The organism is Kribbella sp. NPDC023972, from assembly GCF_040639075.1.
Lineage (GTDB): Bacteria > Actinomycetota > Actinomycetes > Propionibacteriales > Kribbellaceae > Kribbella.
Map to the genome: position 1 here is coordinate 633,542 of NZ_JBEZZH010000001.1, position 25,874 is coordinate 659,415.

A 25,874-nucleotide genomic window follows, 5' to 3' on the forward strand; every position below is an offset into this window, starting at 1 on the left:
CCCGACTGACGGATGCCGGTTCGCGACGCCGCCGGTCACGTCAGAGCCGCTCGCCGGGCGGCGGGATCGACCAGGACGGCCACGTTGTCGAGCCGGGTCAGCTCCGGTACGACGCCCGCACCGAAGCCCGTCCGCCATACCGGACACCCCGGGTCCCGGAGCCGATCGGCGGCCCAGGTTCCGGAACCACGGAAGGGTGTCCCGGGCGCCGGCTCGCCGGGATCATGGCCTGAACACAAAGCCCAGGAGGCTGATCGAGTGACTGTCACACCATCAGTTGGCCCCACCCCCGCCCCCGCCCCGGTCGGCACCGCCACGGTGCTGTCCCTGCGGGGCATCTCCAAGCGCTTCGGCGCGGTCCAGGCCCTGAAGAACATCGAGCTGGACGTTCGCGCCGGTGAGGTGATGGCCCTGGTCGGCGACAACGGCGCCGGCAAGTCGACGCTGGTGAAGACGATCGCCGGCGTCTACACCGCGGACGACGGCTCGATGGTGTTCGACGGCCGGGAGGTACGGGTCGGCAGTCCGGCCGAGGCGCAGCAGCTCGGGATCGCCACGGTCTTCCAGGACCTGGCCCTGTGCGACAACCTCGACGTGGTCGCGAACCTGTACCTCGGCCGCGAGCTGCGCAGGGGCCGGGTGCTCGACGAGGTCGAGATGGAACGCTCGTCCTGGGAGCTGCTCCGCCAGCTGTCGGCGAAGATCCCGTCGGTCCGGATCCCGGTGGCCAGCCTGTCCGGCGGGCAGCGGCAGACCGTCGCGATCGCCCGTTCACTGCTCGGCCAGCCCAAAGTGGTGATGCTGGACGAGCCGACCGCGGCCCTCGGCGTGGCTCAGACCGCCGAGGTCCTCAACCTGGTCGAGCGGCTGCGCGAGCGGGGTCTCGCGGTGATCCTGATCAGCCACAACATGGCCGACGTGATGGCGGTGGCCGACCGGGTCGCCGTACTGCGTCTGGGCCGCAACAACGGCGTCTTCGTGGTCAGCGAGACCAAGACGCAGGACATCATCGCCGCCATCACCGGCGCGACGGACAACGCGGTCTCCGAGCGCGCAGCGCGCCGGACCCGTGAGGAGGGGACCGCATCATGACGCTGCACGGATCAGAGGTCCGGCCGCAGGACACCCCACGCCCGGCCACCGGGAACGGGAACGGCACGAACGCCGAGCTGCCGGCCGACCTGCAGGACGAGCGGCTGATCGCCAGCCACGGCGTCAGCGGCGCCGTTTCGGCCTTCACCGCCCGGCTCCGCTCCGGCGACCTCGGCTCGGTACCGGTGGTGGTCGGCCTGATCATCATCTGGGCGGTCTTCCAGATCGCGAACGGCTCGTTCCTGTCCAGCCGCAACCTGGTCAACCTGACCCTGCAGACCACCTCGGTCGGGGTGATTGCCATCGGCATCGTCCTGGTCCTGCTGCTGGGTGAGATCGACCTGTCGGTCGGTTCGGTCAGTGGCCTGTCGGCCGCCGTACTCGGGGTCACGTTCGTCAATCAGGGCTGGCCGCTCGCGTTGTCGCTGCTGGCCGGCGTCGTGCTCGGCCTGGTGATCGGCTTGTTCTACGGCGCGCTCTACACGCGGTTCGGCGTACCGAGTTTCGTCATCACGCTGGCCGGTCTGCTCGGCTTCCTCGGTCTTCAGCTGCTGGTGCTCGGCAAGGAGGGTTCGCTGAACCTGCCCTTCGACTCCGCGCTCGTCGGTTTCGCCACCCGCAGCTTCCTCTCCCCCGCGCTGGCCTACGGGCTGGTCGCGGTGGTCGTCGCGGTGTACGTGCTGACCCGGCTGCGCGGCAGAGGCGCCCGCATCGCGGCCGGGTTGTCGGCGGCACCCAACTCGATCATCGCGGTCAAGGCCGGTGCACTCGCCGTCGTCCTGCTCATCCCGGTGATCATCCTGAACGGCGACCGCGGGGTGTCGTCGATGTTCCTGCTGTTCCTCGGGCTGGTGGTGGCCACCGATCTCGCCATCCGGCGTACGCGCTGGGGGCGGTCCGTCGTCGCGGTCGGTGGCAACGTGGAGGCCGCCCGGCGGGCCGGTATCAACGTCCGGATGATCTACCTGTCCGTGTTCGCGGCCTGCTCCACCTTCGCCGCCGTCGGCGGTCTGCTCGCCGCCGCCCGGCTGGTCGCGGTGAACCAGAGCAGCGGCGGCGCCGACACCAATCTGAACGCGATCGCCGCGGCCGTGATCGGCGGTACCAGCCTGTTCGGCGGCCGTGGTTCGGCGTACTCCGCTCTCCTCGGTGCCCTGGTGATCATGTCGATCTCCAACGGCCTCGCCCTGCTCAGTCTCGACTCCAGCGTCCGCTACATGGTGACCGCCGGCGTCCTGCTGATCGCCGTCACCATCGACTCCCTCAGCCGCCGCAGCCGCCAGGCCCACGGGCGGGCCTAGAGCCGGCGGGCCCTCCCCTGACCCTGACCAGGTGGGGGCCCGCCGTTCCAATCCGCAGCCCAATCGGGTGGCAGGATGTGCGACATGATGTCCAGAAGGCCCATCAGGGTGGCGAAAACCGGTGAGCGACACACGGTCACTCCGCTGGAGTTGTTCTTCGATCTGGTGTTCGTGTTCGCGCTGACGCAGATCACCGCACTGATGGCACACGATCTGAGCTGGCACGGCGTACTGCGCGGTCTGTTGCTGACCGGCTTGCTGTGGTGGAGCTGGATCGGCTTCTCCTGGTTGTGCAACCTGGTCAAGGCCGACGAGGGCGCTGTCCGTGGCGTGATGCTGGCCGCGATGGCCGCGATGTTCCTGATCGCCCTGGCCATCCCGGAGGCGTTCGGCGACCTTCCGGGTGGTCTGCCCGGGCCGGTGGTGATCGCCGGTGCCTACTTCGCTTTCCGCACGCTGCACCTGGTGCTCTTCTGGCTGATCGCCGAGGGAGACCAGCAGTTGCGCCGTACTCTGATCCGCTTCGCCGGGTCGATGCTCGGCGCCAGCGCGCTGCTGGTGGTCGCTTCGCAGTACGACGGCCGCACTCAGACGGTGCTGTGGGCGGCCGCGCTGGCGGTGGACTACGGCGGCACGTACCTGATCGACGCGCACGGCTGGCGGTTTCACTCCGCCTCGCACTTCGCCGAACGGCACGGACTGATCGTCATCATCGCGCTCGGCGAGTCGATCGTGGCCATCGGCGTCGGTGTCACCGATCTGCCGATCTCCTGGCCGATCCTGATCGCGTCCGTGCTCGGCCTGGCTGTGTCGTCCGCCATGTGGTGGATCTATTTCGACGCGACCGTGCACTATGGCGAGCACGCGCTGGCTTCCGAACCGGAGGAGACCCGGACGGCACTCGCCCGGGACGCGTACACCTTCTGGCATTTCCCGATGATGGCGGGGATCATCCTGCTCGCCCTCGGCCTGAAGAAGGTGCTCGAGTACGTCGGTGACACCGAGCATCACCACCTCGACGACCCACTGAAGGGCATTGGCCTGTATGCGCTGTTCGGCGGGGTCGTGATTTACCTGCTCGGCCACGTCGGCTTCAAGTGGCGGACGATGCACAAGGTCGGGGTTTCCCGGCTGATCACGGCTGGTCTCGCGCTGGTCGCCGTACCGCTGGTGGCGAAGGTGCCGGCGCTCGGGCAACTCGGCGTACTCGCTGCCCTGCTGGCCGGGCTGGTCGCGTTCGAGTCGGTCCGCTTCGCACAGGAACGCGACCAACTCAAACACGGCGAACAGCACGCATGAGCGAGGAGCCCAGTGTGACCTACCCAACACTGCACTAGGCATACCCCGGCCTGGTCCCGCTGCCGTGCCAGCATGGCGGGCTCAGAACGACGGCCGTATCGGGGCCGTATCGCAGCGTGGAAAGGGAAGCAGTGGCTAACGAGAGGGACAACGAAGCGTGGCGGGCCGCGTTTGACGGCGTAGGAGCCTACGCGGCGCAGGAGAAGCGGATCGTCGACCAGGCGGTCGGGACTGACGGCTCGCCGGAGACCATGGAGGCGGCCAAGTCCGCACTCAGCGAGGGCCGGTTCGAGGACGCGGCGGACACCCGGTTCCGTCCCACCCCCGGCAAGGGCGGCGGCAGGACCCTCTGACCCGGACCTGCGCGTAGACATAAAACTGCTCCCCGGTAGCTGGAACTGAGTTCATCAGTCCCGACTACCGGGGAGCAGTTCTTGACGAGGTATGTCAGGCGGTGGCGGCGGTCAGGTCCGCCTTGGGCTCCGCGAAGTGACAGGCGGCGGTGTGGCCCGGGGTGGACTGCGGCTTGGGCTCGAGCGGGGGCTCCTGGGTGGCGCAGATGTCCTCCGCCTTCCAGCAGCGGGTCCGGAAGCGGCAGCCGCTCGGCGGGTCGATCGGCGAAGGTACGTCGCCGACCAGCCGGATCCGCTCCTTCGGCGGAACGCCCCGGATCGTGCCGAGGTCGGGAGCGGCGGACAGCAGCGCCTGCGTGTACGGGTGCTGCGGAGCGCCGTAGATCTGCTCGCGCGGCCCTTGCTCGACGATCTTGCCCAGGTACATCACCGCGACCTGGTCACAGAAGTGCCGGACCACGCCGAGGTCGTGGGCGATGAACACGAACGCGATCCCGAGGTCGCGGCGCAGGTCCTCCAGCAGGTTCATCACCTGGGCCTGGATGGACACGTCCAGCGCGGACACCGGTTCGTCGGCGATGATCACCTCGGGCTCCACGGCGAGCGCCCGGGCGATCCCGATGCGCTGCCGCTGGCCGCCGGAGAACTCGTTCGGGTAGCGGTTGTGGTGCTCGGGGTTGAGGCCGACCCGCTCCAGCAGCTCCTGGACCCGGTCGAGCTCCTTGCCCCGCTTGACCAGGTTGTGCACGCGCAGCGGCGTACTGATGATGTTGCTGACCGTCTGCCGGGGGTTCAGCGAGCTGTACGGGTCCTGGAAGACGATCTGCAGCTGGCGACGGAACGGACGCAGGTCCCGCTCCTTCAGCTGCGCGATGTCGGTGCCCTTGAACCGGATCTGACCGGCGGTCGGGGTCAGCAGCCGGGTGATCATCCGCCCGGTGGTCGACTTGCCGCAGCCGGACTCGCCGACCAGGCCCAGGCTCTCGCCGGCCTTCAGGTCGAAACTCACCCCGTCGACGGCCTGGACGACCTTCTTGGTCCGGCCCAGGCCGGCGGCTTCCTTGATCGGGAAGTGCATCTTCAGGTCGCGGACCTCGAGCAGCGGGGTCCCCGCGGCGGTGTCGACCGTGCGCACGTTGTCGCTCATCTCTCTCCTCAGCCCCCTGTCAGCCCAGTCTCGGCTCGACCTCGGCCTCGTAGATCGAGGCCTTGTCGTGCAGGTGGCAACGGGACGTGTGGGCACCGGCGCCGTCGACCGGCAGCAGCTCGGGCAGATCGGTGGTGCAGCGCTCGCCCTTCACCCGGTCCTTGTACGGGCAGCGCGGGTTGAAGGAACAGCCGGTGGGCAGGTTCAGCAGGCTCGGCGGCAGGCCCTTGATCGGGCGCAGCCGCTCACTCGCCGCCGACACGGTCGGGATCGACTCGAGCAGGCCCCAGGTGTACGGCATCCGCGGCCGGGCCAGCACGTCCTCGGCGGTGCCGTACTCGACGCAGCGGCCGGCGTACATCACCAGCACGTCGTCGGCCATCTCGGCGACCACGCCCAGGTCGTGGGTGATCAGCACGATCGCGGAGCCGAACTCCTTCTGCAGGTTGTTCAGCAGGTCCAGGATCTGCGCCTGCACGGTCACGTCGAGCGCTGTGGTCGGCTCGTCGGCGATGACCAGCTTCGGGTCGTTGACCAGGCCCATCGCGATCATCGCGCGCTGCCGCATGCCGCCGGAGAACTCGTGCGGGTACTGCGAGAAGCGGCGCTGCGGGTTCGGGATGCCGACCAGGTCAAGCATCTCCAGGGCGCGCTTCTTCGCGACGTCCTTGCTGACCTTGTGGTGCACCCGGTACGCCTCCACGATCTGGTTGCCGACCGGGTAGAGCGGGTGCAGGGAGGACTGCGGGTCCTGGAAGACCATCGCGACGGCGTCGCCGCGGACCTTCATCAGGTCGTTCTCGGACAGGCCGACGATCTCGTCGCCGCCGAGCGTGATCGAGCCGGTGATCTGGGTCCGCTTGCGGTCGTGCAGGCCCATCACGGCCATACTCGACACCGACTTGCCGGAGCCGGACTCACCCACGATCGCCAGCGTGCGGCCGAGCGGAACGGAGTAGCTCAGCCCGTTCACCGCGCTGACCAGGCCGTCGGCGGTCGGGAACTTCACGGTCAGGTCCTTGACCACCAGGTACGGCGTCTCGCCACTGGGATTGATCGATCCCTGCCGGCGCTCGCGGGTCGCGATCGACGGACCACGCCTGCTCTCGGCAGTCGTCGCACCGGCGGCTGCTTCCGGCGTGGGCGCACCTGTTCCGGCCATGGTTTCCTGGAGGTCCTTCCCCTCGTTGGCTGGTGTGGTCACGAGAGCCTCACCCGCGGGTCGATCAGGCTGTAGCCGATGTCGACGAGGAAGTTCATCGCGACGAGGATGGCCGAGGCGACCAGGACGGTGCCCATGATCACCGGCAGGTCGTAGTTGTTCAGGCTCTCCAGCACGAGGTTCCCCAGCCCCGGCAGGTCGAAGATCCGTTCGGTGAAGATCGCGCCGGCCAGGCTGCCGGCGATGTCGAGGCCGAAGATCGTGATGACCGGGATCATCCCGGAGCGCAGCGCGTGCTTGTACGTCACCTGGCGGTCCGACAGGCCCTTGGCCCGGGCGGTCCGGATGTAGTCCTCGCTCAGCGCCTCCACCATCGAGCCGCGCGAGTACCGGGCGTACTGCGTGCAGTTGTAGACGCCGAGCACCAGCCAGGGTGTCAGCAGGCCGGCGAACCAGGCCCCCGGATTGTCCGAGAACGGCGTGTAACCACCGCGCGGCAGGATCGGGTACAGGATCGTCAGGTACAGCGAGACCATCAAAGCGACGATGTAGTACGGCACCGAGCTCAGGATCAGCGTGCTGCTCATCAGCGCGCGGTCGCCCAGGGTGCCGCGTCTCTTCGCAGCCATCGAGCCCACGAAGACACCAATGGTGAGAACCATCACCGCATACCCGGCGACCAGCGAGACCGTGACCGGCAGCCGGTCCTTCAGCATGTCGGTGACCGGCCGGTCGTTCTTGAAGGAGTAACCCAGGCAGGGCACGCTGCAATGCTGCTTCACGCCGGCCGTCTCGAAGGTCCGCCCGGCGACGATGCCCGCCGTGTACTCGGCGAACTGCTGCACCTTGGGCCGGTCGAGGTGCAGATTTTCCTTGATCTCGTTGTATCGCTCTGTTGTGCAGTTGCGATCACCACAGATCGCCGCGGCCGGGTCGGTCGGGGCGACGAAGAACAACGTGAAGGTCGCGATCAGCGTGACCAGCACGACGCTGAGCGCGCTCACCAGCCGGCGCGCCACGAAGTAGAGCACGAGGGTTTCTCCTCACCGATCGGGGTGGTGACCGAACCGAGGTCCGGTCACCACCCCACCATCAGATGATCAGACTGCTAGGTACTGCGGCAGTCCGGATCAGGGCTGCTTCAGGTACATCGAGGTGAACTCCGGCAGGCCCTGGGTCGGGTCGTTGACGACGTGACCGAGGTTCTTGCCGATCGGGTAGTAGCTGGCGCTGTAGTACAGCGGGATCAGCGGCAGGTACTTCTCCAGGATCTGCTTGTCGACCTTCATCCACTCCTTGAGCTGCTCATCCGGGCTGAGCGCTCCGACGCGGTCGATCTCGGCGTCCAGGGTCTTGTCCTGCAGCATGCCGATGCTGTTGCTCAGCTCGACCGCGTCGGACCGGAACAGAACGGCGTACCAGCTGGTGCCGGACGGCCAGTCCGAGCACCAACCCGACGGGCCCTGACCGATGTTGACCGGAGCAGCCGGGTCGTTCCGCATGGTGCGGATCTTGGCCTTCGGCACACCGATCGCCTTGACCTTGAAGCCCGCGGCGGTGAAGACCTGGGTCCGCAGCTGGTTGACCTGAGTGGCGATCTTGTCGTCGTTGGAGTAGTACCAGCTGAGCTCGAAGTTCTCCTTGCCGAGTTCCTTCAGCTTCGCCTTGATCTCCTCGGCGACCGCCGGGTCCTCCGCGCCCTTGCCCTTACCGGTCAGACCCGGCAGCTCGTACTTCTCGTAGCCGGGAACGGCCGGCGGCAGGATCGTCGAAGCCGGGATCGCGCTCTCCGGGGTCAGGCCGGCCACCTTGCGCCAGGTGTCGAACGGGTAGCCCTTGGCGATCAGCTGCCGGACCTCCATCGGGATCTTCCGGGTGTCCAGGCCCCAGACCGTGGTGCACGGCTGCGGACCGGTGACGATCTGGCTCTTGTCCTTGACCTCAGGGATGAGGCTGGCGTCCAGGTCGGAGTAGTTCATCGCGTTCGCGTCCGGACCCGAGCTGGCCAGCACCTGGCGCTGCACCTTCAGGGTGTCCTGACCGAACTTGAAGTCCCAGGCGTCCGGGTACTGGTGCCGCACCGGGTCGGTGTTCGGGTCCCAGTTCGGGTTCTTCTTCAGCTTCAGCTGCGTGCCCGGGTTGTACGAGTCCACCATGTACGGACCGGTCGCCATCGGCTTCAGGTCGTAGCTCTTCTTGGTGTCCTTCGCCTTCGGGATCGGCGTGAACATCGGGAACGCCGCGTAGAACGGCAGGTCGTCGAACTTCCTCGCCAGGTGGATGATCAGGGTGCTCTCATCCGGGGTCTCGACGCCGGCGTAGTTGTCGCCGCTCGCGTACGGGCCCTTGTACTTGTCGCCGTCCTTGAAGAACTGGTTCTGGTACGTCGGGCCGGCGTCGTACAGGTCGTGCGCGAAGGACCGCTTGATCGCGTACGCGTAGTCGGCCGCCTTCACCGGCGAACCGTCCATGTACTTGATGCCCTGCTTGAGCTTGAACGTCCAGGTCAGGCCGTCGGCGGACTTGGTGCCCAGGTCCTCGGCGAGGTCCGGAACCAGGATCGGCTTCTGGGTCTTGTCGTCAAGCTTGTACTGCGTCAGCGCGCGGTACATCAGCTTGCCGATCTGGTTTCCGTCGGTGAAGTAGATGTTCGTCGGGTCCAGGGTGTCAGGCGTGACGTCGGACAGGACGGAGATGGTGCCGCCCTTCTTGGCACCCTCGACCTCCGGCGCCGGGCCCTTCAGCGTTGCGTCGGTGGCCTTCTCCTGGGCCGTGCCCGCGTCGCCCGTGTTGTCGCCGGTGTTGTTGTTCGACGACGGGCTGCCACAGGCCACGGCGGCCAGCATGACCGTCGCCGCAACAGCGGTGATCCGTTTCCACTGCATGTGTTGTGTTTCTCCTTTTCTGCCGCTGGGGCAACGCCGGGCTACCGGCGAGTCTTGGGGTCGAAGGCGTCGCGTACGGCGTCACCGAGCAGGGCGAGCGACAGCACCAAAGCTGTGATGCCCAGCACCGGGAGCCACAGGTACAGCGGATCCGCCTTGAACCAGTTGGTGGCGGTGGCGATCGTCTGACCCCATGACGGGATCGGCTCGATCAGACCCACACCGAGAAAGGACAGACCGGCTTCGGCGGTCACGTACGCCGGCAGCGACAGCGACGCCGAGATCACGATCGGCGCGACCAGGTTCGGCAGCAGTTCCTTGAACAGCACCTGCCGGGTCGGCACCCCGATCGCCTTCGCCGCGAGCACGAACTCGCGCTCACGCAGGGACAGCACCTCGCCGCGAATGATCCGGGCCAGGCCGGCCCAGCCGAAGAACGAGAGCACGAAGATCAGCACGAAGAACCTGGTCGACGCCTGCTCGTCCGGCGAGAGGTTGAAGGACCCACCGCGCATGCTCTCCACGATCGGAACCATCGCGATCGCGAACAGCAGGTACGGCAGGCTGAGGACGAAGTCGATGACCCAGGAGATGATCCGGTCGACCCAACCGCCGAGGAAGCCGGCCAGCAGACCCATCACGACACCGACGATGGTGCCGAACGCGGTCGCGGTGAAGGCGACGATCAGCGACGGGCGGGCGCCGTACACCCAGCGGGCGAAGTTGTCCCGGCCGGTCTTCGGCTCGACGCCGAACCAGTGCTCGGCGTTCGCCGCGATGGTCGGGAACCCGTACTCGTCGACCAGTTCGGGGTGGAAGGTGCCGATGTCGCCACCCTCGATCTTGGCCAGCAGCGGCGCGAAGATCGCCAGCAGGATGAAGAACAGCACGATGGCGGCGCAGGTGACAGCGACCTTGTCCTTGCGGAGCCGGTCCATCGCGATCCGGGTCGGAGATTTGCCGTGCGGGACGGCGGAGTCCCGAACCGGCTCTGCCGACGCCGGGTGGTCCTCGACACCAACTGTCGAGTCGGGTGAACCGATACTCATTCGCGCTCCGTCAGCTCTGTTCAGCTCTGTCAGCCAGATTCGTCCAGGGGTCCAGCCACGATCTGTAGATCGGGTAGAGCCTCGGCTGGTGATGGGCTCGGGTCAAATCCAGTTGACGACCGGGTCCGCCACAGCCGCGCGCTAGCCTGCCCGACGCCGTGACCCCAAACCAGCGGCGTTGGGAACCAGTGCACAAATCGTTACCGGAACGAGTACCGGACAGGAACATTTGCCCAGAACTTTCACTCTGCGCAACCGATCAGTCGCGAAAAGCGTCGGCACAGGCCCGCCAGCGTCCATTTTGTGCCACCTTTTGACAGAGCGTGATCAAATCCATCTCGCAGTGATGGTCACGCTCAGTGTTCATTAACCGGTCCAGTCTCCAGCGAAGCCGCCGCCAACGGTGTCGCGGATCATCTCGTCGAGGATGCGGCGGGCCTCATCGGTTTGCCTCGCGGGACGTTCAGCCGGGCCCGGCCGATCGCGTTGGCGGACCGCCCCGGACTCGTCCGGGGCGCCAGGTGGATCGCGTGCATCGGCCGACCGATGGGGACCGATGAAGAACGCGGCGCGCGCGACCTGGGAGTGGTGACGGTGGGGGCGGTGGTGACGGCTGCCGCCCCCACGGCGTCATCAGCTCTCGCGGACGTGCACGGTGACGAACGGCGGCTTGACCACGTCGAACGTCTCCCGGCGGCCGCGGATGTCGACGACGACCTGGTCGCCTTCCTTGATCGTCGCGTCGAGCAGAGCCAGGGCGATGCCCTTCTTCAGTGTCGGCGAGAAGGTGCCGGAGGTGACCTCGCCGAGCGCGGTGCCGGCCGAGCCCAGCACCGTCATGTGCGGGCGCGGAATGCCGCGGCCGACGGCACGCAGGCCGCGCAGGATCCGGGCCGGACCTCGCTCCTTCTCCGCCCGGAGCGCCTCGTCACCCCAGAAGTGCTCCTTCTTCCAGCCGACCGCCCAGCCGGACCGCGCCTGCACCGGCGTGATGTCCGGCGAGATGTCCTGGCCGTGCAGCGGGTAGCCCATCTCGGTCCGCAGCGTGTCCCGCGCGCCCAGCCCGGCCGGCACGATCTCGTACGGCGCCCCGGCCTCGAGCAGCGCGTCGAACACGGCGACCGCCGCCTCGTTCGGTACGACGAGCTCGTACCCGCGCTCACCCGTGTAACCGGTCCGGCAGACGACGACCGGCGTACCGGAGAAGTCCGCGGTCGCGAACGACATGTAGTCGTGCCCGGTCGGCAGGCCGATCGCACTCACCACCTCGTCGCTGTTGGTCCCCTGGACGGCGAGGATCGCGTAGTCGTCGTGAGTGTTGGTCACCACCACGCCGTCCGGCGCGTCCGCCTGCAGCAGCCGGACCACCTCGGCGGTGTTGGCCGCGTTCGGGATCAGGAACACGTCGTCATCCGCGTGCAGGTAGGCGATCAGGTCGTCGACCACTCCCCCACGCTCGTTGCAGCACAACGTGTACTGCGCCTGGCCGGGAGCGATCTTGGCAAGGTCGTTGGTCAGGCAGGAGTTGACGTACGCCGCCGCGCCCGGCCCCTTGACCGTCGCCTTGCCCAGGTGACTCACGTCGAAGACACCGACGGAGGTGCGCACCGCGGTGTGCTCGGCGACGACACCGGAGTACTCCAACGGCATTTCCCATCCACCGAACTCGGCGAACTTCGCGCCGAGGGCGACATGGCGCTCGTGCAGTGGCGACTTCTTCAACTCAGGCGACTCGGTCATGGAGGGGAAACTACCCGACGCGTAGCATGCGGAGGCAGCATTCACGTACCGTCACGACCGGCCCGTCTCCCGCCGGTCAAGGAGGACTGAGATTTTCGTGAGCACCATCACCCTGAGCAAGTCCGATGCGGCCGGTGTCCGGACCGACGCCGTGGTCATCGGCGTGGTCAAGGTCGGCGGCGGTGTCGCCCTGCCGGCCGGCACCGAGTCGCTGAACGCCGCATACGGCGGGAACCTGGTGGAGGTGCTGTCGGGTCTCGGCGCCACCGGCAAGGCCGGCGAGGTCACCAAGGTGCCCGGGCCGAAGCCGGGCAAGTCGGCCAACCTGATCGCGGTCGGTCTCGGCGAGGCGCCCGACGGTGCGCTGAAGACCGAGGACCTTCGGACCGCGGCCGGCGCCGGCATCCGCGCCGCCAAGACCTCCCAGTCGGTCGCCTTCGCCCTGCCGACGCCGGACGCCGACTGCATCCGCGCGATCGCCGAGGGCGCGCTGCTCGGCCGGTACTCGTTCACGGCGTACAAGTCCTCGGATGGTTCCACCGACGAGCCGGGCAATCTGACGGTGCTGACCGACCTGGCCCGGAACAAGGAGGCCAAGGCCGCGCTCGAGCGGGCCGAGGTCACCGCCGACGCGGTCCGCCAGGTGCGCGACTGGGTCAACACCCCACCGTCGGACCTGAACCCGGCCGACTTCGCTACGCAGGCGGCCGACCTCGGCAAGGAGTACGGCGTCAAGGTCGAGGTGCTCGACGAGAAGGCCCTGGCCAAGGGCGGGTACGGCGGCATCCTCGGCGTCGGCCAAGGCTCGGCCAACCCGCCGCGGCTGATCCGGATCAGCTACACGCCGAAGAAGCCGGTCACCCACCTGGCCTTCGTCGGCAAGGGCATCACCTTCGACTCCGGCGGCCTGTCGCTGAAGACCGCCAGCGGGATGGTCAGCATGAAGGCCGACATGGCCGGGGCCGCCGCGGTGATCGGCGCCACCGTCGCGATCGCCCGGCTCGGCCTGCCGGTGCAGGTGACCACGTACGCCGCGATGGCCGAGAACATGCCGTCCGGCTCGGCCGCGCGGCCGTCCGACGTACTCACCATGTACGGCGGCACGACCGTCGAGGTGCTGAACACCGACGCCGAGGGCCGGCTCGTCCTCGGTGACGCGCTGGTCCGCGCGTGCGAGGACCAGCCGGACCTGATCGTCGACGTGGCCACCCTGACCGGCGCCTGCGTCGTTGCCCTGGGCACCAAGGTGGCCGGCGCGTTCGCGAACACCGACACCGCCCGCGACCGGGTGGTGGACGCCGCGATCGCGGCCGGCGAGGCGATGTGGCCGCTGCCGATCCCGGCCGAGATGCTGGACAAGCTGAAGTCGCACTCGAAGGTCGCCGACCTGGCCAACATCACCGGCGAGCCGTGGGGCGGCGCGCTGGCCGCGGCCGCGTTCCTCGGCGACTTCGTTGCCGACGGCATCGACTGGGTCCACCTCGACGTGGCCGGCCCGGCCTTCAACGAGGGCAGCGCCAACGGCTACACCCCGGCCGGCGGTACCGGGTACGCCGTACGCACGCTGGTGGAACTGGCCGCCTCGGCCGGCTGACCACTTCGCCGGCCAGGCTGACCGCCTGGCTCACGTCGGCCGCTTGTTCGCGCCCGCCGGCCGGCCGTCTGCGAGGGTCAGCGGCGGGTCGGGGTGAGCTCGGTCAGCTCAGGCCGTTCTTCTTCATCCGGGCGTTGTACTCACGCATCCGGGGCGGGTAGCCGACCACGGCGGCGTCGTACGACGGGATGCCCAGCTTGTTGGCGAAGGTGTGCGCCCACTCGACCGAGGGGACCCGTCGCCGGGTCCACTCGCCGTCGATGGCGACCAGCAGCAGGGTGTAGTCGGTGACCGCGGTGCGCGGCTCGACGAATCCCTCAACGCCTTGGCGGGTTTGGGCGAACTCCCGCAGGTGCGCCTGGTCGGGGCTTTCCGAACGGCGCATCGTGCCCGGCTTCTGCCGGCGACCGAACCACTTCATGGGGCAAGTGTCCCCTATCGCCGCAACTGTCCGCCGAAATCCCGCGTAACGGTTCCGACCGGCCCGGGGGTGGCGCCCGGCCGCATCGGTGAAAAGATGACGCCGGGCCGGAACCGCGATCCGGGGCCCGCCCGCCGACCCGACGGACACGGAGGAACCTGTGACTGACACTGGCACGACGTACGACCTGGTGATTCTCGGCGGCGGCAGTGGTGGGTACGCCGCCGCACTACGCGCCGCCACCCTCGGCCTGTCCGTGGCCCTGGTGGAGAAGGACAAGGTCGGTGGCACCTGCCTGCACCGCGGCTGCATCCCGACCAAGGCGCTGCTGCACGCCGCCGAGGTCGCCGACTCCGCTCGCGAGGGTGAGCAGTTCGGTGTCCGGACGACACTCGAGGGTGTCGACATGGGCGGCGTGAACAAGTACAAGGACGGCGTCGTCGACCGGCTGTTCAAGGGTCTGAAGGGTCAGCTCAAGGCCCGCGGCATCACCGTGATCGAGGGCGAGGGCCGGCTCTCTTCCCCGACCACTGTCGAGGTGGGCGGTACGACGTACACGGGCAAGAACGTCGTGCTCGCGTCCGGCTCGTACTCGCGCTCGCTGCCCGGGCTGGAGCTGGACGGGCACCGGGTGATCGCCAGCGAGCACGCGCTGACGCTGGACCGGGTGCCGGAGTCCGCGGTGGTGCTCGGCGGCGGTGTGATCGGCGTCGAGTTCGCCAGCGCGTGGACCTCGTTCGGCACCAAGGTGACCATTGTCGAGGCGCTGCCGCGGCTGGTCCCGTCCGAGGACGAGGACTGCAGCAAGACGCTGGAGCGGGCGTTCCGGAAGCGGAAGATCGCCTTCAAGACGTCCACCCCGTTCGAGTCTGTCTCGACGACGGACTCCGGGGTACGCGTCACCGTCGCCGGTGGCGAAGTGATCGAGGCCGAGCTGCTGCTGGTCGCGGTCGGCCGCGGGCCGAACACCGCCGGCCTCGGGTACGAAGAGGCCGGGGTCGCGCTCGACCGCGGGTTCGTCACCGTCGACTCGACGCTGCAGACCAGTGTGCCGGGGGTGTACGCGGTCGGCGACATCGTGCCCGGGCTGCAACTCGCGCACCGCGGCTTCCAGCAGGGCATCTTCGTCGCGGAGCACATCGCCGGGCTGAACCCGACGCCGATCGACGAGGCCGGGATCCCGCGGGTGACGTATTCCGAGCCGGAGGTCGCGTCGGTCGGGCTGACCGAGGAGCAGGCCCGGGCCAAGTACGGCGACGTCGACATCCTGAACTACAACCTCGGCGGGAACGGGAAGAGCCAGATCCTGAAGACCGCCGGGTTCGTCAAGCTGGTCCGGGCCAAGGACGGCGCCGTGGTCGGCCTGCACATGGTCGGCTCCCGCGTCGGCGAGCTGATCGGCGAGGCCCAGCTGATCTACAACTGGGAGGCGTACCCGGCCGACGTCGCGCCGCTGGTACACGCCCACCCGACCCAGAACGAGGCTCTCGGCGAGGCCCACCTGGCCCTCGCCGGGAAGCCGCTGCATTTCCACGATTGAGACGACGAGCGGCCCACTGGGCCGCCCGAGTAGGTTTGAGGCCGTCGGGGCGTGCGTGTCCGCTGTGACCCGGATCCCGCTCGCGCCGGCGGCACCGTAGGCTGACACTCGACCGATCAGACGAAGGAGCAACCACCGTCATGCCGACCTCTGTATCCCTGCCGGCCCTCGGGGAGAGCGTCACCGAAGGAACCGTCACCCGCTGGCTCAAGCAGGTCGGCGACACGGTTGCCGTCGACGAACCCCTGCTGGAGGTCTCGACCGACAAGGTCGACACCGAGATCCCCTCGCCGGTGGCCGGCACCCTGCTCGAGATCAAGGCCGCCGAGGACGAGACCGTCGAGGTCGGTGCCGAACTGGCCGTCATCGGCGACGCCGGCGAAAGCTCCGGCTCCGCCCAGCAGCCTGCGGCCGACCAGTCCGCCCAGGCTCAGGAGGCCCCCGCCGAGCAGGCCGCCCCCGCGCAGGAGGCCCCGGCCGAGCAGGCCGCGCCGGCTCACCAGGCTGCCCCGGCTCAGGAGGCTGCCCCGGCTCAGGAGGTCGCCCCGGCTCAGGAGGCCCCGGCTCAGGAGGCTCCCGCGGAGCAGGCCCAGTCGCCAGCTCCAGCCGGCGGCCAGTCGAACGGTACGCCGGTCACCCTCCCGGCGCTCGGTGAGAGCGTCACCGAGGGCACCGTGACGCGCTGGCTCAAGCAGGTCGGCGACGACGTAGCCGTCGACGAGCCGCTGCTGGAGGTCTCCACCGACAAGGTCGACACCGAGATCCCCTCGCCCGTCGCCGGCAAGCTCCTGGAGATCAAGGTCGCCGAGGACGAGACCGTCGAGGTCGGCGCCGAACTGGCCATCGTCGGCTCCGCCGATGCCGCCCCGGCTTCCTCCGCCCCGGCCCAGGCCCCCGCCGAGTCGGCCCCCGCCGCCCAGGCCGAGGCCCCAGCCCAGGCTGAGGCTCCGGCTCAGACCCCGGCACCGCAGAACGCCCAGGCCCCGGCCGCACAGGCCCCTGCCCCGCAGGCCCCGGCAGCCCAGGCTCCCGCCCCGCAGGCCCCGGCCGCCCAGGCTCCTGCCCCGCAGGCAGCCTCCACCACGGCCCAGGCTCCGTCCGTCTCCACTCCGGCCGCATCCGCACCTGCCCCCGCCCAAGCCTCCCCCAACGGCGCCGTTTCCGAAGGCCCGAACTACGTCACCCCGCTGGTTCGCAAGCTCGCGGCCGAGCACCAGGTCGACCTCAACGCCGTACAGGGCACCGGCGTGGGCGGTCGCATCCGCAAGCAGGACGTGATCGCCGCCGCCGAGGCCCAGAAGGCCGCCGCCGCAGCCCCGGCAGCAGCACCGGCCGCGGCCGCCCCGGCCGCCAAGCCCGCCCAGATCAGCCCCCTGCGCGGCACCACCGAGAAAATGAGCCGCATCCGCAAGGCGATCGCGACCCATATGGTCAACTCGCTGAAGGTCTCGGCCCAGCTGACCACCGTGGTCGAGGTCGACGTCACCGAGATCGCGAAGCTGCGGAACGCGAAGAAGGCCGAGTTCGAGGCCCGCGAGGGCGTCAAGCTGTCCTTCCTGCCGTTCTTCGCGCAGGCCGCGGTCGACGCGCTGAAGCAGTACCCGAAGCTCAACGCCTCGATCGACGAGGAGAAGGGCGAGATCACGTACCACGCCGCCGAGCACCTGGGCATCGCGGTGGACGTGGAGAAGGGCCTGATGGTCCCGGTCGTACACAACGCCGGCGACCTGAACATCGCCGGTCTGGCGAAGAAGATCGCCGACCTCGCCGAGCGCACCCGCACCAACAAGGTGCTCCCTGACGAGATGGCCGGCGGCACCTTCACCATCACCAACACCGGCAGCCGCGGCGCCCTGTTCGACACCCCGATCCTGAACCAGCCCCAGGTCGGAATGCTCGGCACCGGCGCCGTCGTCAAGCGCCCGGTCGTCATCACCCACCCGGAGCTCGGCGAGACGATCGCGATCCGGCAGATGGTGTACCTGGCCCTCACCTACGACCACCGCCTGGTCGACGGTGCCGACGCGGCCCGCTACCTGACCGCCGTCAAGCAGCGCCTCGAAGAGGCCCAGTTCGACGTCTGATCCGCAATCCGGCGCCGGCGTCCGTCCACACTTCTGGACGGGCCCGGCGCCGTTTCGGTTTTCCGCCCGGGTACAGCGCCGCCAGGACGATCAAGGAGCAGAAGCAGGATGAAGTACGTGCTCGCCGGCGCCTCCGGCTTCCTCGGTACGGCGCTCGCGCGCGACCTGTCCGCCAATGGACACCAGGTCATTCGCCTGGTCCGCCGTACCCCGTCCGACTCGAACGAAGTCCGCTGGGACCCGGCCCGCGGTGACCTGGACCCGGCCGCCCTCGGCGACCCCGACGTCCTGGTCAATCTGGCCGGCGCGAACATCGGCCGCCCGTGGACCCCGGCGTACCGCCGGATCCTCCGTGAGAGCCGCGTCAGTACGACGTCCACCTTGGCAGCGGCCGCCGCGCAACTCGACCAGCGGCCGGTCGTGATCACGCAGAGCGGCGTCGGCGGCTACGGCCTCGACTGCGGCGACCGCACAATCACCGAGGACTCCGAACTCGGCGACGGCTTCCTCGCCGAGGTCGTCCGCGTCTGGGAAGGCGCCCTGGAACCAGCCCGCGCCGCCGGCTGCCGCGTCGCCGCCCTCCGCACCGGCGTCGTCCTGGACCGCAACGCCCCCGCCTTCCGGCTCCTCTCCCTCCCCTTCCGCCTCGGCCTCGGCGGTCGCCTCGGGCCTGGCACTCAGTACTTCCCCGTCGTCTCCCTCACCGACTGGCTCCGAGCCGTCCGCCACGTCGCCGAACATGACGCGCTCAGCGGCCCCGTCAACGTCACCCTCCCCAACCCCACCACCAACCAGGAACTCACCGAAGCCCTGGCCACGGCCCTGCATCGCCCCGCCCTCATCCCCGTCCCGGCCTTCCTGGTGAAAACCGTCCTCGGCGAATTCGCCTGGGAACTCCTCGGCAGCAACCGAGCCCTTCCCACCCGCCTCCAGTCCACCGCCTTCACCTTCCACCACCCCACCGCCCAATCAGCAATCTCCGCCGCTTTGAGCCACTGACACCGCTCCCAGCCACCTCAGCCACTGACAGCGCCGACCAACCTCAGCCGCTCGCGGGTTGTTTGACCGCTGGCGTGCTGCAACCCGCCAGTCATCAAACAACCCGCCATCGATACGTTGTCCGGGTTGCGCCGGTCGTGGCGCTAACGCACGCGGGCTGAGGTTTCCTCGTGTCGGGCAACGTGGAGATTGACACGGTGGTGGAGGTCGTCGCGTCCGACGATGCGGTGCAGATCGTGGCTGGCCTGTTCGGCCGCGGCTTGGACCGTGCCAAGGTCGGCGGTCGGTTCGATCGTGAGGTTCAATTCGGCGACGAGCTGGCCCCGGTCGGAGACCACCCGTCCGGTGGAGCTGCGCACGCCAGCGGTTTGAGTGAGTTTCTGTCCGGCCGCGGTGGCGGCGGCGTTCGCGTCGGCGGTGAGCCGCCCGGTGCGGTCGCTGCCCACCAGCTGCAGCCGGCCGACACCGCGGCTGCGGAAGTGCCTGATCAGCCAGATCAGGCCGATCAGCACCAGGAGCACCCCGGCAGCGCCTGTTGCCCAGGGCCACCACGCGGTCTGGGTGATGTCGCGTAGCCAGCCGAACCGCAAGCGCGCGGGTGCGTCGGGGATGAGGTCGAACCGCCATCCGAGGGCGGCGGCACCAAGCGCGATGAGCCCGACGCCGAGCACGAATGCGGCCACCCGGTCCACCGCGACCACTCCACGTCCCATCTCAGTGCTCCTCGACGACCCGCCTGCGGATCCGCGGCGGTGGCGACAAGACGGCGAGCCGTTCACCGAGGGTGATATCCAGATCAGTGGCGACCCGGCCGGTGTCCCCAGTGGCCCGGACCGTGATCTGCACCGTCCTCCGCCGGGACTTGGCGGTGGCCGAGATGACGGAGTCCACCGACTCCGCGGATTCGGCGGCCAGACGGGCGATGTCGCGGCGCCGGATCCAGACGCCGTCCTGGCCGACAGCGACGTGAGTGGCTCGGCGCGGTTTCACTGCTGCGACCAGGAACAACAGCCCGGCAACGACGGCGAGGACGCCGGCCGGGATCATCCAGTCACCCGGTTGGACGGTCTCGAGTTTGCCGGCCAGCCATCCGGTCCACGATGGTCCGCTCACTGCGCCGGCGGCCTGCAGAGAGTCACGGACGCCGACCACACCGAGTGCGACACAGGCCACCGCGGCCAAAACCCCGACCGGCGCGGCGGAGGCGGTGCCGACCGGCCGCTTGGCAAGTCCGTTGTTCATCTGTCTTCCTCGTCTCGCGCGCCGGTCAACGCAGGCGCACTCGGGTCGGTCGCGAAGGCCACGACGTCAACCGCGACCGCATCGACGACAAGCCCGGTCAGCTCGGAGACGTGTTCGGCCACCAGCGATCGGACAGCAGCGGCGGTCTCGGGCAGCGGCCGACCCCAGCGCGCGACGACGTCCACGTCCAGCCGGACATGTTGACCTGCCACCTTCGCGGTGGCGTTCGGTAGGCTGCGGCCGAAGGTAGCCGGCTGCCGCACCACCGCGCCCACCCGCAGGGCGGCAACCTCGGCGATGCGTTCCACTACTCGGGAACTGATCTCCAAGTGGCCCCGCTGGCCGCTGTCAACAGCCACGCCGGCGGACCGGCTCGGCACCAGGTCGCCTGAGGCTGCCGCCACTGCTGCCGGCGGACCCGCCGATGCCGAGGTGCTCATGTCAGTGGATGTGTCAGCCACGCCCGCGGCGCGACATCAAGTCGTCGAAGGGCTTCGATCCGCCGTCGGCGAACATGCCGACGGCGAAACCAGCCGCACCCAGAACCAGGGCGAGTAGGAAGCCGATGAACCCGCCGGCTGCGGCCGCGACGGCGACGAGCAGCCCGGCAAACAGGCCAACCACAGAGGTGTTCATGAATTCTCCTTCCAGGGGTGCTCAGCGCCCGACCGGCGCGAGACTGGCGGCCCGGCAACGGGCGGGTCACCCGCACGCTGGAATTCCTCTGGACGCCGCTCCACGAGGTCTTCGACCGTCACATATACCGGCTGGTCGACCAACGGCTCGACCGCGGATCGGACGGCGTCGGCGGTGGCGCGGACGGGGTAGTCCCAATAGAGCGTGACGTGGACATCGACCCGCCCGCCGGCGATCCGGATGCCGGCAACCCGGCCGCCGGGAAGGTAGGTCCCGATCTCGCCGAACATCCCACCGTGCAGGTCCGCGACACCCTCCACCGACCGGGCGGCGGCGGCGATCTGCCCGGACAGCTCGGATGCGTCGGCAGGGGTCACTGGACCCGGCGCTCCGCCACGACCTCGGCCTCGCCGCTGTCGCCTTCGTCGTCGCCCTCGAGGTGGATGTCGTTGACGGCGATATTCACCTCGGTGACCTCCAGCCCGGTCATCCGCTCAACCGCCTCGATCACGTTGCGCCGGATGCCTTGGGCGAGGTCGGCGATGCTGACGCCGTACTCCACCACGATCGCGAGATCGATCGCGGCCTGGCTCTCTCCGACCTCGACCCCGACCCCCTGGGACATGTTCGTCCGCGATCCCGGGATCCGTTCCCGCAGCATCCCCACCGCACGCGCCGTACCGCCGCCGAGATTGTGCACCCCGTCCACCTCGCGGGTCGCGATCCCGGCGATCTTCGACACCACGGTGTCAGCGATAGTGGTCCTACCGTGCTCGCTGCCCAGCGCTCCGCCGCTGCTGGCACCAACTGCCTTCTCACCGGAGGTCTTCACGGCGTCTGTGCTGGCCCTGGTCTCGGTCATCGGCTGACCTTCTTTCCTGTCCTGATCTGGTCTCTCGCCTGGTTGGACGAGGCGGCCGGCCGGAACCTCACGCAGCGACCCGCGGAAACTTTCTCGTCCCGCGACGATCCGTTTGAATCATTGTGTGAACGGGGTCACTCCCCCTCCTCGACGCGCTGGCCATGCCGAAGCGGAAGCCTGGGCAGTGCCGGGCGACGACACGCTCCGGCGCGCTGCGGCGCTAGGCGATCTCGAGGCCTTCGCCACGATCATCGACCGGCACGGACCGTCGATGTTCCGCTACGCCCGCCGTATGCTCAACGACCGGGGCGACGCTGAGGAGGTGGTCCAGGATGCCTTTGTCGCGGCCTGGAAAGCCCTGCCCGACTTCCGCGGCGACGCCCCGCTGCGGACGTGGCTGTTCACCATCACCGGCCGCAAGGCCGTCGACCTGTTCCGTAAGAAACGCGCCATCCCGGTCGAGGAGACCACGCTCGCCGACCTGCCCGCGCCCGGCACGGACCCGGCGGGGCAGGCCGTCCAGGCCGGACTGCTCGACGCACTCGGCGCGGCCTTGGCCGAACTGCCCTGGCTTCAGCGGTCCGTCTGGTTGCTCCGCGAGGTCGAGCAGATGAGCTACGCCGAGATCGCCATCGTGCTGAACACCACCCCCACCGTGGTCCGCGGTCAGCTCGCCCGCGCTCGAGTCGGGCTGCAACACCGGTTGGAGGCCTGGCGATGACCGACGATGTTCTGAGCCGCGCCGCCCACGCGGCCCGCACCCACGCCGAACCAGGCTGGATCGACATCTCCGCCACCATCAAGCAACGACTCCGGACCATCACCCGGCGGTCGCGCCCGATCCGCGCCGCGGCTGACAACGGCGCCACGCTGTTGATAACCGACCACGTGTTGATCAGCGCGCTCCGCAAAGCCATCGCCGAACTCCGCTGCGAACTGGAGCGGGTCCAGCTGATCATCGACGGCGACACCTGCTCCGGCGCCGTGCTTGATGTCGTTACCGTGTACGGCCAGGACCTCCACGACCTCGCCGCCCAGATCCGAACCACCGCCTACCGGGTCTTCACCGACCTCCTCGGCCCAATCGATCCACCCTTCGGCACGGACGGAATCGACGTCATCATCACCGACCTCACCACCGACCACTGACGGTGGCCCGGGCTCCCCGCATGAGAGCCGTGCGCAGATGCTCTACCAATCGCCGTAACGGCTACTGACCCCGGCTTCGAGCAACAGCATTCGAAGAACGCCGACCTGGTTATCCGACAAGATGCTGCGGTCCTCCGCGATCGACTCGTCCACCCGCGACGGCGCGGGCTGCGCGACTGCAGGAGCCGGGCGTCAGCACCCAGGCGTCCAGCACCCGGCTCGCACTCGACGACAGCCCCCACCTCAAACACTCCACCGGGCTATCGCCTCAAGCACCCGGCACCGCACGGTCAGCGCGTACGGCTGGTGGTCAGGCGGAGGTGATGGCGGTGATTCGCCAGGTAGGTGGGCTTCGGGTCGGGGTGCTCGGGGTGCTGGTGAGGGTGATTCGGCGGGTTGAGGGGGTGCCGGATGGAAGCGGGGTTGTCGTGCCGGTGCGGTCTACTGCTTGACCCGCAGTCAGGTGGTCGACGGTGCGTAGGACAACGGTTGACGGGGTTTGGCTCTCGATGGTGGTTTTGTCGATGCGGATCTGTAGACCCCGGACGCGGATCTGGTGTTTGCGGTACGTCGACAGGAGCGCGCGATCGGCTGCCCACGGTTCGGTGCCAGGTACGTAGATGGTGTCGAGCAGCGCGAGGTCGAGGGTCCAGAACGCTTGTGCGCGTTGGGCGTCGAGCGCCTGTAGCGTTCGGGTCCACTCCCGCGCTGTGGGTGGTGGTTGCGTTGGCGTGGTCGGTGGTGGTGGGAATATCGTAGGACTCTGTGACGGTGGGATTGGCGACGGTGATTGTCTGGCGCGATCGGCGGCTGCTGCTGTGCCGGCGGGGCTGTCCAGGGCACCGACTGTGAGCCGGCCGAGGACGAGCACGACTACCGCCCCGACGCCGACTGCCGCCAGTACGCCGTACGCCGGATGCCAGAACCCGTAGCGTCGACCTCCTCTGGTCCTCGCGGCTGAATCTGAGCTCGGTGTTCTGCTTGTCGGCGTCTGGGACGTACCCGCACTGTGAATCGGCCGCATGAAGCGGCTCCAGCGCGCGTTCCGTCGGCGCCAGCCGCGACGCGAGGCACGAGGCCAGCTTCGACGCCGACTCCGACGTCGGCCAGCGCGCGTCGCACTCGGCCGACTGAATCCCCCGCCCCAGACATCGCTCGCGGGAGAACTCGCATCGCCCCGATCATTTGAGAGATGCGGGCGTGTGCCGACGGTTGGTGTCGTGTGCGCCGCCGGGACGCCTGCGCCCGAATCATCCGGGTGATGCCGTGGTGCGCCGATCCCCGGGATCGTGCCCGCAGCCGCCGCACCTGCGTCCGGATCATTGGGGAGATGCGAGCGTGTGCCGATAGTGGAGGGGATGGCCGGGTCGGTTGCGGGGGCACGGGGAGTGAGGCGGGTGAGGGGGTTGGATTGGGGTGGAGAGGGGCGGGCTCGGTTGGGGCGGAAGGGTTTGCGGCGGGCGGGTTTGGCGGATCGTGGGGTGGCGGGGGCGGGTGGTTTGGGTGGGGTGGGGCGTAGGAATGCTGGCGTGGTTGGTGCGGGTGGAGGTGGGGGCAGGGGCGTGCGGGAATGTTCGATCGGGTCGTCGGTGGGCGTGGGCTTGCGGCGGGGTGGGGTATTCGGGGCGCTGGGCGGGGTGGAGTCCTCGGTGAAGGCGAGGTTGATTGGGGTTGGGGTGGCGATGGTGAGGAGGTTGTGGGTGGTGGAGAAGAGGCCGGGGGTGAAGACGGTGGGGTCGCCGCCTGCGTGGTGGGCGACGGTGGCGAGGGAGGTCAGGTCGTCAGACGGAGCGGTGGCGTGATGGGCGTGGAGGCCGGCGTCGGTCAGGACTGGGCGGCCGTCGGCGTCGAACATGATGTTGGCGGGGGTTACGCGGCCGTGGGTGAGGCCGGTGCGGTGGAGGTAGTCGAGGGCTTCGGCGAGTGGGGTCAGGAGTGTGACGAGTTCGCCGGAGGTGAGTGGTCCGCGGCGGCCGAGTAGTGCGCTGAGCGTGCCGGCGACGACGTACTGGCTGATGAGGAGCCACTCGGTGCCGGTCTCGCGGAGCTCCTGGAGGCGCGCGAGGTGTGGATGGTCGATGCGTTGCAGGATGCTGAGGTGTTCACGAAGCTCCTCCGGGTGTGAGATCGCGGTGATCGGGACGCGTTTGAGCACGGCGTTGCGGCCGGAAGCGCGGTCGCGAACCAGCCAGACGGTGCCGGCCGATCCGGACCCGAGCCTCCGGCGCAAGCTGTAGCCGGCGATGTCTTCGAGTGCCATGCCCTAGAGACTGCACGAATCGCCGCGATCGCCCCGGAAGTTTTCCACAGGCAGCCCGGCGCGAACGTCGTACGGCGGTGGGCTGTGGACGGCGGCGAATGGCGAGTGGGCGGGACGCATACACTCGAGGACGTGAGGGAAATCAGCTTTGTGGAGGCCGGGTTCGGTGCCGGCGCGGTGGACTACGAGACCGCGTGGGCCGAGCAGCGCCGCCTGCACGCGGAAGTTGCCGAGGGCACTGGTCCGGACACGGTCATCCTGCTGGAGCACCCGCCCGTCTACACGGCGGGCAAGCGGACCGAGCCGCACGAACGACCGCTCGACGGGACGCCGGTGGTGGACGTCGACCGCGGCGGGAAGATCACCTGGCACGGTCCGGGACAGCTGGTGGGCTACCCGATCGTGAAGCTGGCCTCACATGTGTACGTCGTGGACTACGTCCGCCGGCTGGAGGAAGCGCTGATCGCGGTCTGCGCCGAGCTCGGGGTGAGGACCGGGCGGGTCAAGGGACGGAGCGGGGTCTGGGTGGCGGCGGACGATCGCGGCCGGGAGCGGAAGATCGCGGCGATCGGGATCCGGGTCGCGCAGAAAGTGACGATGCACGGGTTCGCGCTGAACTGTGACAACGACCTGGGCTGGTTCGACCGGATCGTGCCGTGTGGGATCTCGGACGCCGATGTGACCACGCTGTCGAGGGAGCTCGGGCGGGATGTGCCGGTGACCGAGGTGCTCGAGCCGGTACGGCGCCATCTCGGCCGGATGCTTGCCTGGGAGGAGTACGAGCGCTCCCCCGACATCGACCACGAGGAGCCCCCGTCGGCTATCACCTACGGCCTCACCGTCTGAGGTGCGCGCCGAGCGATTCACACCGTCGAGCACCTACTGGACATCCTGGATCGGGTTGTAGCGGCCAGCGAGCGCGGGGATCGAGCGCGTCCCGGGGCCGCCGGGTTCTGCAGCGAGATGCTGGCGCGGGCCGGCCATCCGTTGGCTACAGACCTCCCGGAGGAGCCGTTGGTGGACTGGCACGAGCGTGGGTTGCTGGGAAGCCTGGACGGA

26 protein-coding genes are annotated in these 25,874 nt (G+C 68.9%); 12 read left to right on the plus strand and 14 right to left on the minus strand.

The annotated features are described in order from the left end of the window. The 5 genes from AB0F43_RS02815 to AB0F43_RS02835 all read left to right on the plus strand — a co-directional run. Window positions 1-233: hypothetical protein (locus AB0F43_RS02815; protein ID WP_360469712.1), on the plus strand; the 233-nt coding region annotated here is incomplete at its 5' end. A 25-nt stretch (window positions 234-258) separates the two neighbouring features. Continuing rightward, window positions 259-1,092, plus strand: coding sequence for an ATP-binding cassette domain-containing protein (locus AB0F43_RS02820; RefSeq protein WP_360469715.1), 834 nt, complete (start codon window positions 259-261; stop codon window positions 1,090-1,092). Continuing rightward, window positions 1,089-2,393, plus strand: coding sequence for a sugar ABC transporter permease (locus AB0F43_RS02825; protein ID WP_360469718.1), 1,305 nt, complete (start codon window positions 1,089-1,091; stop codon window positions 2,391-2,393). Before AB0F43_RS02820 ends, AB0F43_RS02825 begins: the two co-directional genes overlap by 4 nt. Window positions 2,394-2,501: 108 nt before the next feature. Further along, complete coding sequence (locus AB0F43_RS02830; protein ID WP_360469721.1) at window positions 2,502-3,692, plus strand: low temperature requirement protein A; 1,191 nt, start codon at window positions 2,502-2,504, stop codon at window positions 3,690-3,692. A 131-nt stretch (window positions 3,693-3,823) separates the two neighbouring features. Further along, window positions 3,824-4,045 (plus strand): hypothetical protein, encoded by a 222-nt coding sequence (locus tag AB0F43_RS02835; RefSeq protein WP_360469723.1) that lies wholly within the window; start codon window positions 3,824-3,826, stop codon window positions 4,043-4,045. A gap of 94 nt (window positions 4,046-4,139) precedes the next feature. Here AB0F43_RS02835 and AB0F43_RS02840 read toward each other — a convergent pair whose 3' ends face one another. From AB0F43_RS02840 to gcvT, 6 genes are all read right to left on the minus strand, one after another. Continuing rightward, a complete protein-coding gene (locus tag AB0F43_RS02840) occupies window positions 4,140-5,192 on the minus strand; it encodes a dipeptide ABC transporter ATP-binding protein (RefSeq protein WP_360469726.1) in 1,053 nt (350 codons plus the stop codon). Between the two features lie 19 nt (window positions 5,193-5,211). Then, window positions 5,212-6,354, minus strand: a complete 1,143-nt coding sequence (locus AB0F43_RS02845) for an ABC transporter ATP-binding protein (RefSeq protein ID WP_360472989.1) — start codon at window positions 6,352-6,354, stop codon at window positions 5,212-5,214. A gap of 38 nt (window positions 6,355-6,392) precedes the next feature. Then, window positions 6,393-7,385, minus strand: a complete 993-nt coding sequence (locus tag AB0F43_RS02850; RefSeq protein ID WP_360469729.1) for an ABC transporter permease — start codon at window positions 7,383-7,385, stop codon at window positions 6,393-6,395. A 99-nt stretch (window positions 7,386-7,484) separates the two neighbouring features. Further along, a complete protein-coding gene (locus AB0F43_RS02855; protein ID WP_360469732.1) occupies window positions 7,485-9,239 on the minus strand; it encodes an ABC transporter substrate-binding protein in 1,755 nt (584 codons plus the stop codon). Between the two features lie 41 nt (window positions 9,240-9,280). After that, a complete protein-coding gene (locus AB0F43_RS02860; protein ID WP_360469735.1) occupies window positions 9,281-10,288 on the minus strand; it encodes an ABC transporter permease in 1,008 nt (335 codons plus the stop codon). 633 nt (window positions 10,289-10,921) lie between these two features. Further along, complete coding sequence (gene gcvT / locus AB0F43_RS02865; protein WP_360469737.1) at window positions 10,922-12,028, minus strand: glycine cleavage system aminomethyltransferase GcvT; 1,107 nt, start codon at window positions 12,026-12,028, stop codon at window positions 10,922-10,924. Between the two features lie 97 nt (window positions 12,029-12,125). Between gcvT and AB0F43_RS02870 the strand changes: the two genes are divergently transcribed. Next, a complete protein-coding gene (locus AB0F43_RS02870) occupies window positions 12,126-13,622 on the plus strand; it encodes a leucyl aminopeptidase (RefSeq protein ID WP_360469739.1) in 1,497 nt (498 codons plus the stop codon). 103 nt (window positions 13,623-13,725) lie between these two features. Here AB0F43_RS02870 and AB0F43_RS02875 read toward each other — a convergent pair whose 3' ends face one another. Beyond that, window positions 13,726-14,043 (minus strand): hypothetical protein, encoded by a 318-nt coding sequence (locus AB0F43_RS02875; RefSeq protein WP_360469742.1) that lies wholly within the window; start codon window positions 14,041-14,043, stop codon window positions 13,726-13,728. A gap of 160 nt (window positions 14,044-14,203) precedes the next feature. Between AB0F43_RS02875 and lpdA the strand changes: the two genes are divergently transcribed. From lpdA to AB0F43_RS02890, 3 genes are all read left to right on the plus strand, one after another. Continuing rightward, entirely contained in the window at window positions 14,204-15,583 is a 1,380-nt protein-coding gene (lpdA, locus tag AB0F43_RS02880; RefSeq protein WP_360469744.1) for a dihydrolipoyl dehydrogenase, read from the plus strand. Between the two features lie 140 nt (window positions 15,584-15,723). Beyond that, window positions 15,724-17,667, plus strand: a complete 1,944-nt coding sequence (gene sucB / locus AB0F43_RS02885; protein ID WP_360469747.1) for a 2-oxoglutarate dehydrogenase, E2 component, dihydrolipoamide succinyltransferase — start codon at window positions 15,724-15,726, stop codon at window positions 17,665-17,667. Between the two features lie 108 nt (window positions 17,668-17,775). After that, window positions 17,776-18,666: a TIGR01777 family oxidoreductase gene (locus AB0F43_RS02890; RefSeq protein WP_360469749.1), complete on the plus strand. Its 891-nt coding sequence runs from the start codon at window positions 17,776-17,778 to the stop codon at window positions 18,664-18,666. Between the two features lie 143 nt (window positions 18,667-18,809). On the opposite strand, the gene AB0F43_RS02895 is transcribed toward AB0F43_RS02890, so the two are convergent. The 6 genes from AB0F43_RS02895 to AB0F43_RS02920 are packed head-to-tail and all read right to left on the minus strand — an operon-like array spanning window position 18,810 to window position 21,406. Further along, on the minus strand, window positions 18,810-19,379 hold the full coding sequence (locus tag AB0F43_RS02895) for a hypothetical protein (protein ID WP_360469752.1): 570 nt from the start codon (window positions 19,377-19,379) through the stop codon (window positions 18,810-18,812). A gap of 1 nt (window position 19,380) precedes the next feature. Beyond that, the gene (locus AB0F43_RS02900) at window positions 19,381-19,908 is read right to left on the minus strand and encodes a DUF6286 domain-containing protein (RefSeq protein WP_360469755.1); all 528 of its coding nucleotides are present in this window, start codon (window positions 19,906-19,908) and stop codon (window positions 19,381-19,383) included. Beyond that, window positions 19,905-20,348, minus strand: coding sequence for an Asp23/Gls24 family envelope stress response protein (locus AB0F43_RS02905; protein WP_360469758.1), 444 nt, complete (start codon window positions 20,346-20,348; stop codon window positions 19,905-19,907). Before AB0F43_RS02905 ends, AB0F43_RS02900 begins: the two co-directional genes overlap by 4 nt. A 13-nt stretch (window positions 20,349-20,361) precedes the next feature. Beyond that, window positions 20,362-20,544, minus strand: coding sequence for a DUF2273 domain-containing protein (locus tag AB0F43_RS02910; RefSeq protein WP_360469760.1), 183 nt, complete (start codon window positions 20,542-20,544; stop codon window positions 20,362-20,364). Next, window positions 20,541-20,921, minus strand: a complete 381-nt coding sequence (locus AB0F43_RS02915) for a hypothetical protein (RefSeq protein WP_360469762.1) — start codon at window positions 20,919-20,921, stop codon at window positions 20,541-20,543. Before AB0F43_RS02915 ends, AB0F43_RS02910 begins: the two co-directional genes overlap by 4 nt. Further along, entirely contained in the window at window positions 20,918-21,406 is a 489-nt protein-coding gene (locus tag AB0F43_RS02920; protein ID WP_360469764.1) for an Asp23/Gls24 family envelope stress response protein, read from the minus strand. The genes AB0F43_RS02915 and AB0F43_RS02920 overlap by 4 nt, the downstream gene beginning before the upstream one ends. Before the next feature lie 184 nt (window positions 21,407-21,590). Between AB0F43_RS02920 and AB0F43_RS02925 the strand changes: the two genes are divergently transcribed. Then, the gene (locus tag AB0F43_RS02925; protein WP_360469766.1) at window positions 21,591-22,127 is read left to right on the plus strand and encodes a sigma-70 family RNA polymerase sigma factor; all 537 of its coding nucleotides are present in this window, start codon (window positions 21,591-21,593) and stop codon (window positions 22,125-22,127) included. Next, entirely contained in the window at window positions 22,124-22,555 is a 432-nt protein-coding gene (locus AB0F43_RS02930) for a hypothetical protein (RefSeq protein ID WP_360469767.1), read from the plus strand. The genes AB0F43_RS02925 and AB0F43_RS02930 overlap by 4 nt, the downstream gene beginning before the upstream one ends. 310 nt (window positions 22,556-22,865) lie before the next feature. Here the strand turns inward: AB0F43_RS02930 and AB0F43_RS02935 are convergent, their stop codons facing one another. Beyond that, the gene (locus AB0F43_RS02935) at window positions 22,866-24,815 is read right to left on the minus strand and encodes a protein kinase (RefSeq protein WP_360469770.1); all 1,950 of its coding nucleotides are present in this window, start codon (window positions 24,813-24,815) and stop codon (window positions 22,866-22,868) included. 132 nt (window positions 24,816-24,947) lie between these two features. Between AB0F43_RS02935 and lipB the strand changes: the two genes are divergently transcribed. Further along, complete coding sequence (lipB, locus tag AB0F43_RS02940; RefSeq protein ID WP_360469771.1) at window positions 24,948-25,661, plus strand: lipoyl(octanoyl) transferase LipB; 714 nt, start codon at window positions 24,948-24,950, stop codon at window positions 25,659-25,661. Window positions 25,662-25,874: the final 213 nt, after the last annotated feature.

What these genes read in the sequence shown, in the direction of transcription:
- AB0F43_RS02910 (WP_360469760.1), bottom strand. Translation starts at nt 20,544, where the DNA reads ATGAACACCTCTGTGGTTGGCCTGTTTGCCGGGCTGCTCGTCGCCGTC.
- AB0F43_RS02855 (WP_360469732.1), bottom strand. Translation starts at nt 9,239, where the DNA reads ATGCAGTGGAAACGGATCACCGCTGTTGCGGCGACGGTCATGCTGGCC.
- AB0F43_RS02860 (WP_360469735.1), bottom strand. Translation starts at nt 10,288, where the DNA reads ATGAGTATCGGTTCACCCGACTCGACAGTTGGTGTCGAGGACCACCCG.
- AB0F43_RS02900 (WP_360469755.1), bottom strand. Translation starts at nt 19,908, where the DNA reads ATGAACAACGGACTTGCCAAGCGGCCGGTCGGCACCGCCTCCGCCGCG.
- AB0F43_RS02930 (WP_360469767.1), top strand. Translation starts at nt 22,124, where the DNA reads ATGACCGACGATGTTCTGAGCCGCGCCGCCCACGCGGCCCGCACCCAC.
- AB0F43_RS02840 (WP_360469726.1), bottom strand. Translation starts at nt 5,192, where the DNA reads ATGAGCGACAACGTGCGCACGGTCGACACCGCCGCGGGGACCCCGCTG.
- AB0F43_RS02905 (WP_360469758.1), bottom strand. Translation starts at nt 20,348, where the DNA reads ATGAGCACCTCGGCATCGGCGGGTCCGCCGGCAGCAGTGGCGGCAGCC.
- gcvT (WP_360469737.1), bottom strand. Translation starts at nt 12,028, where the DNA reads ATGACCGAGTCGCCTGAGTTGAAGAAGTCGCCACTGCACGAGCGCCAT.
- AB0F43_RS02875 (WP_360469742.1), bottom strand. Translation starts at nt 14,043, where the DNA reads ATGAAGTGGTTCGGTCGCCGGCAGAAGCCGGGCACGATGCGCCGTTCG.
- AB0F43_RS02825 (WP_360469718.1), top strand. Translation starts at nt 1,089, where the DNA reads ATGACGCTGCACGGATCAGAGGTCCGGCCGCAGGACACCCCACGCCCG.
- AB0F43_RS02890 (WP_360469749.1), top strand. Translation starts at nt 17,776, where the DNA reads ATGAAGTACGTGCTCGCCGGCGCCTCCGGCTTCCTCGGTACGGCGCTC.
- sucB (WP_360469747.1), top strand. Translation starts at nt 15,724, where the DNA reads ATGCCGACCTCTGTATCCCTGCCGGCCCTCGGGGAGAGCGTCACCGAA.
- AB0F43_RS02920 (WP_360469764.1), bottom strand. Translation starts at nt 21,406, where the DNA reads ATGACCGAGACCAGGGCCAGCACAGACGCCGTGAAGACCTCCGGTGAG.
- AB0F43_RS02845 (WP_360472989.1), bottom strand. Translation starts at nt 6,354, where the DNA reads ATGGCCGGAACAGGTGCGCCCACGCCGGAAGCAGCCGCCGGTGCGACG.
- AB0F43_RS02895 (WP_360469752.1), bottom strand. Translation starts at nt 19,379, where the DNA reads ATGGGACGTGGAGTGGTCGCGGTGGACCGGGTGGCCGCATTCGTGCTC.
- AB0F43_RS02935 (WP_360469770.1), bottom strand. Translation starts at nt 24,815, where the DNA reads ATGGCACTCGAAGACATCGCCGGCTACAGCTTGCGCCGGAGGCTCGGG.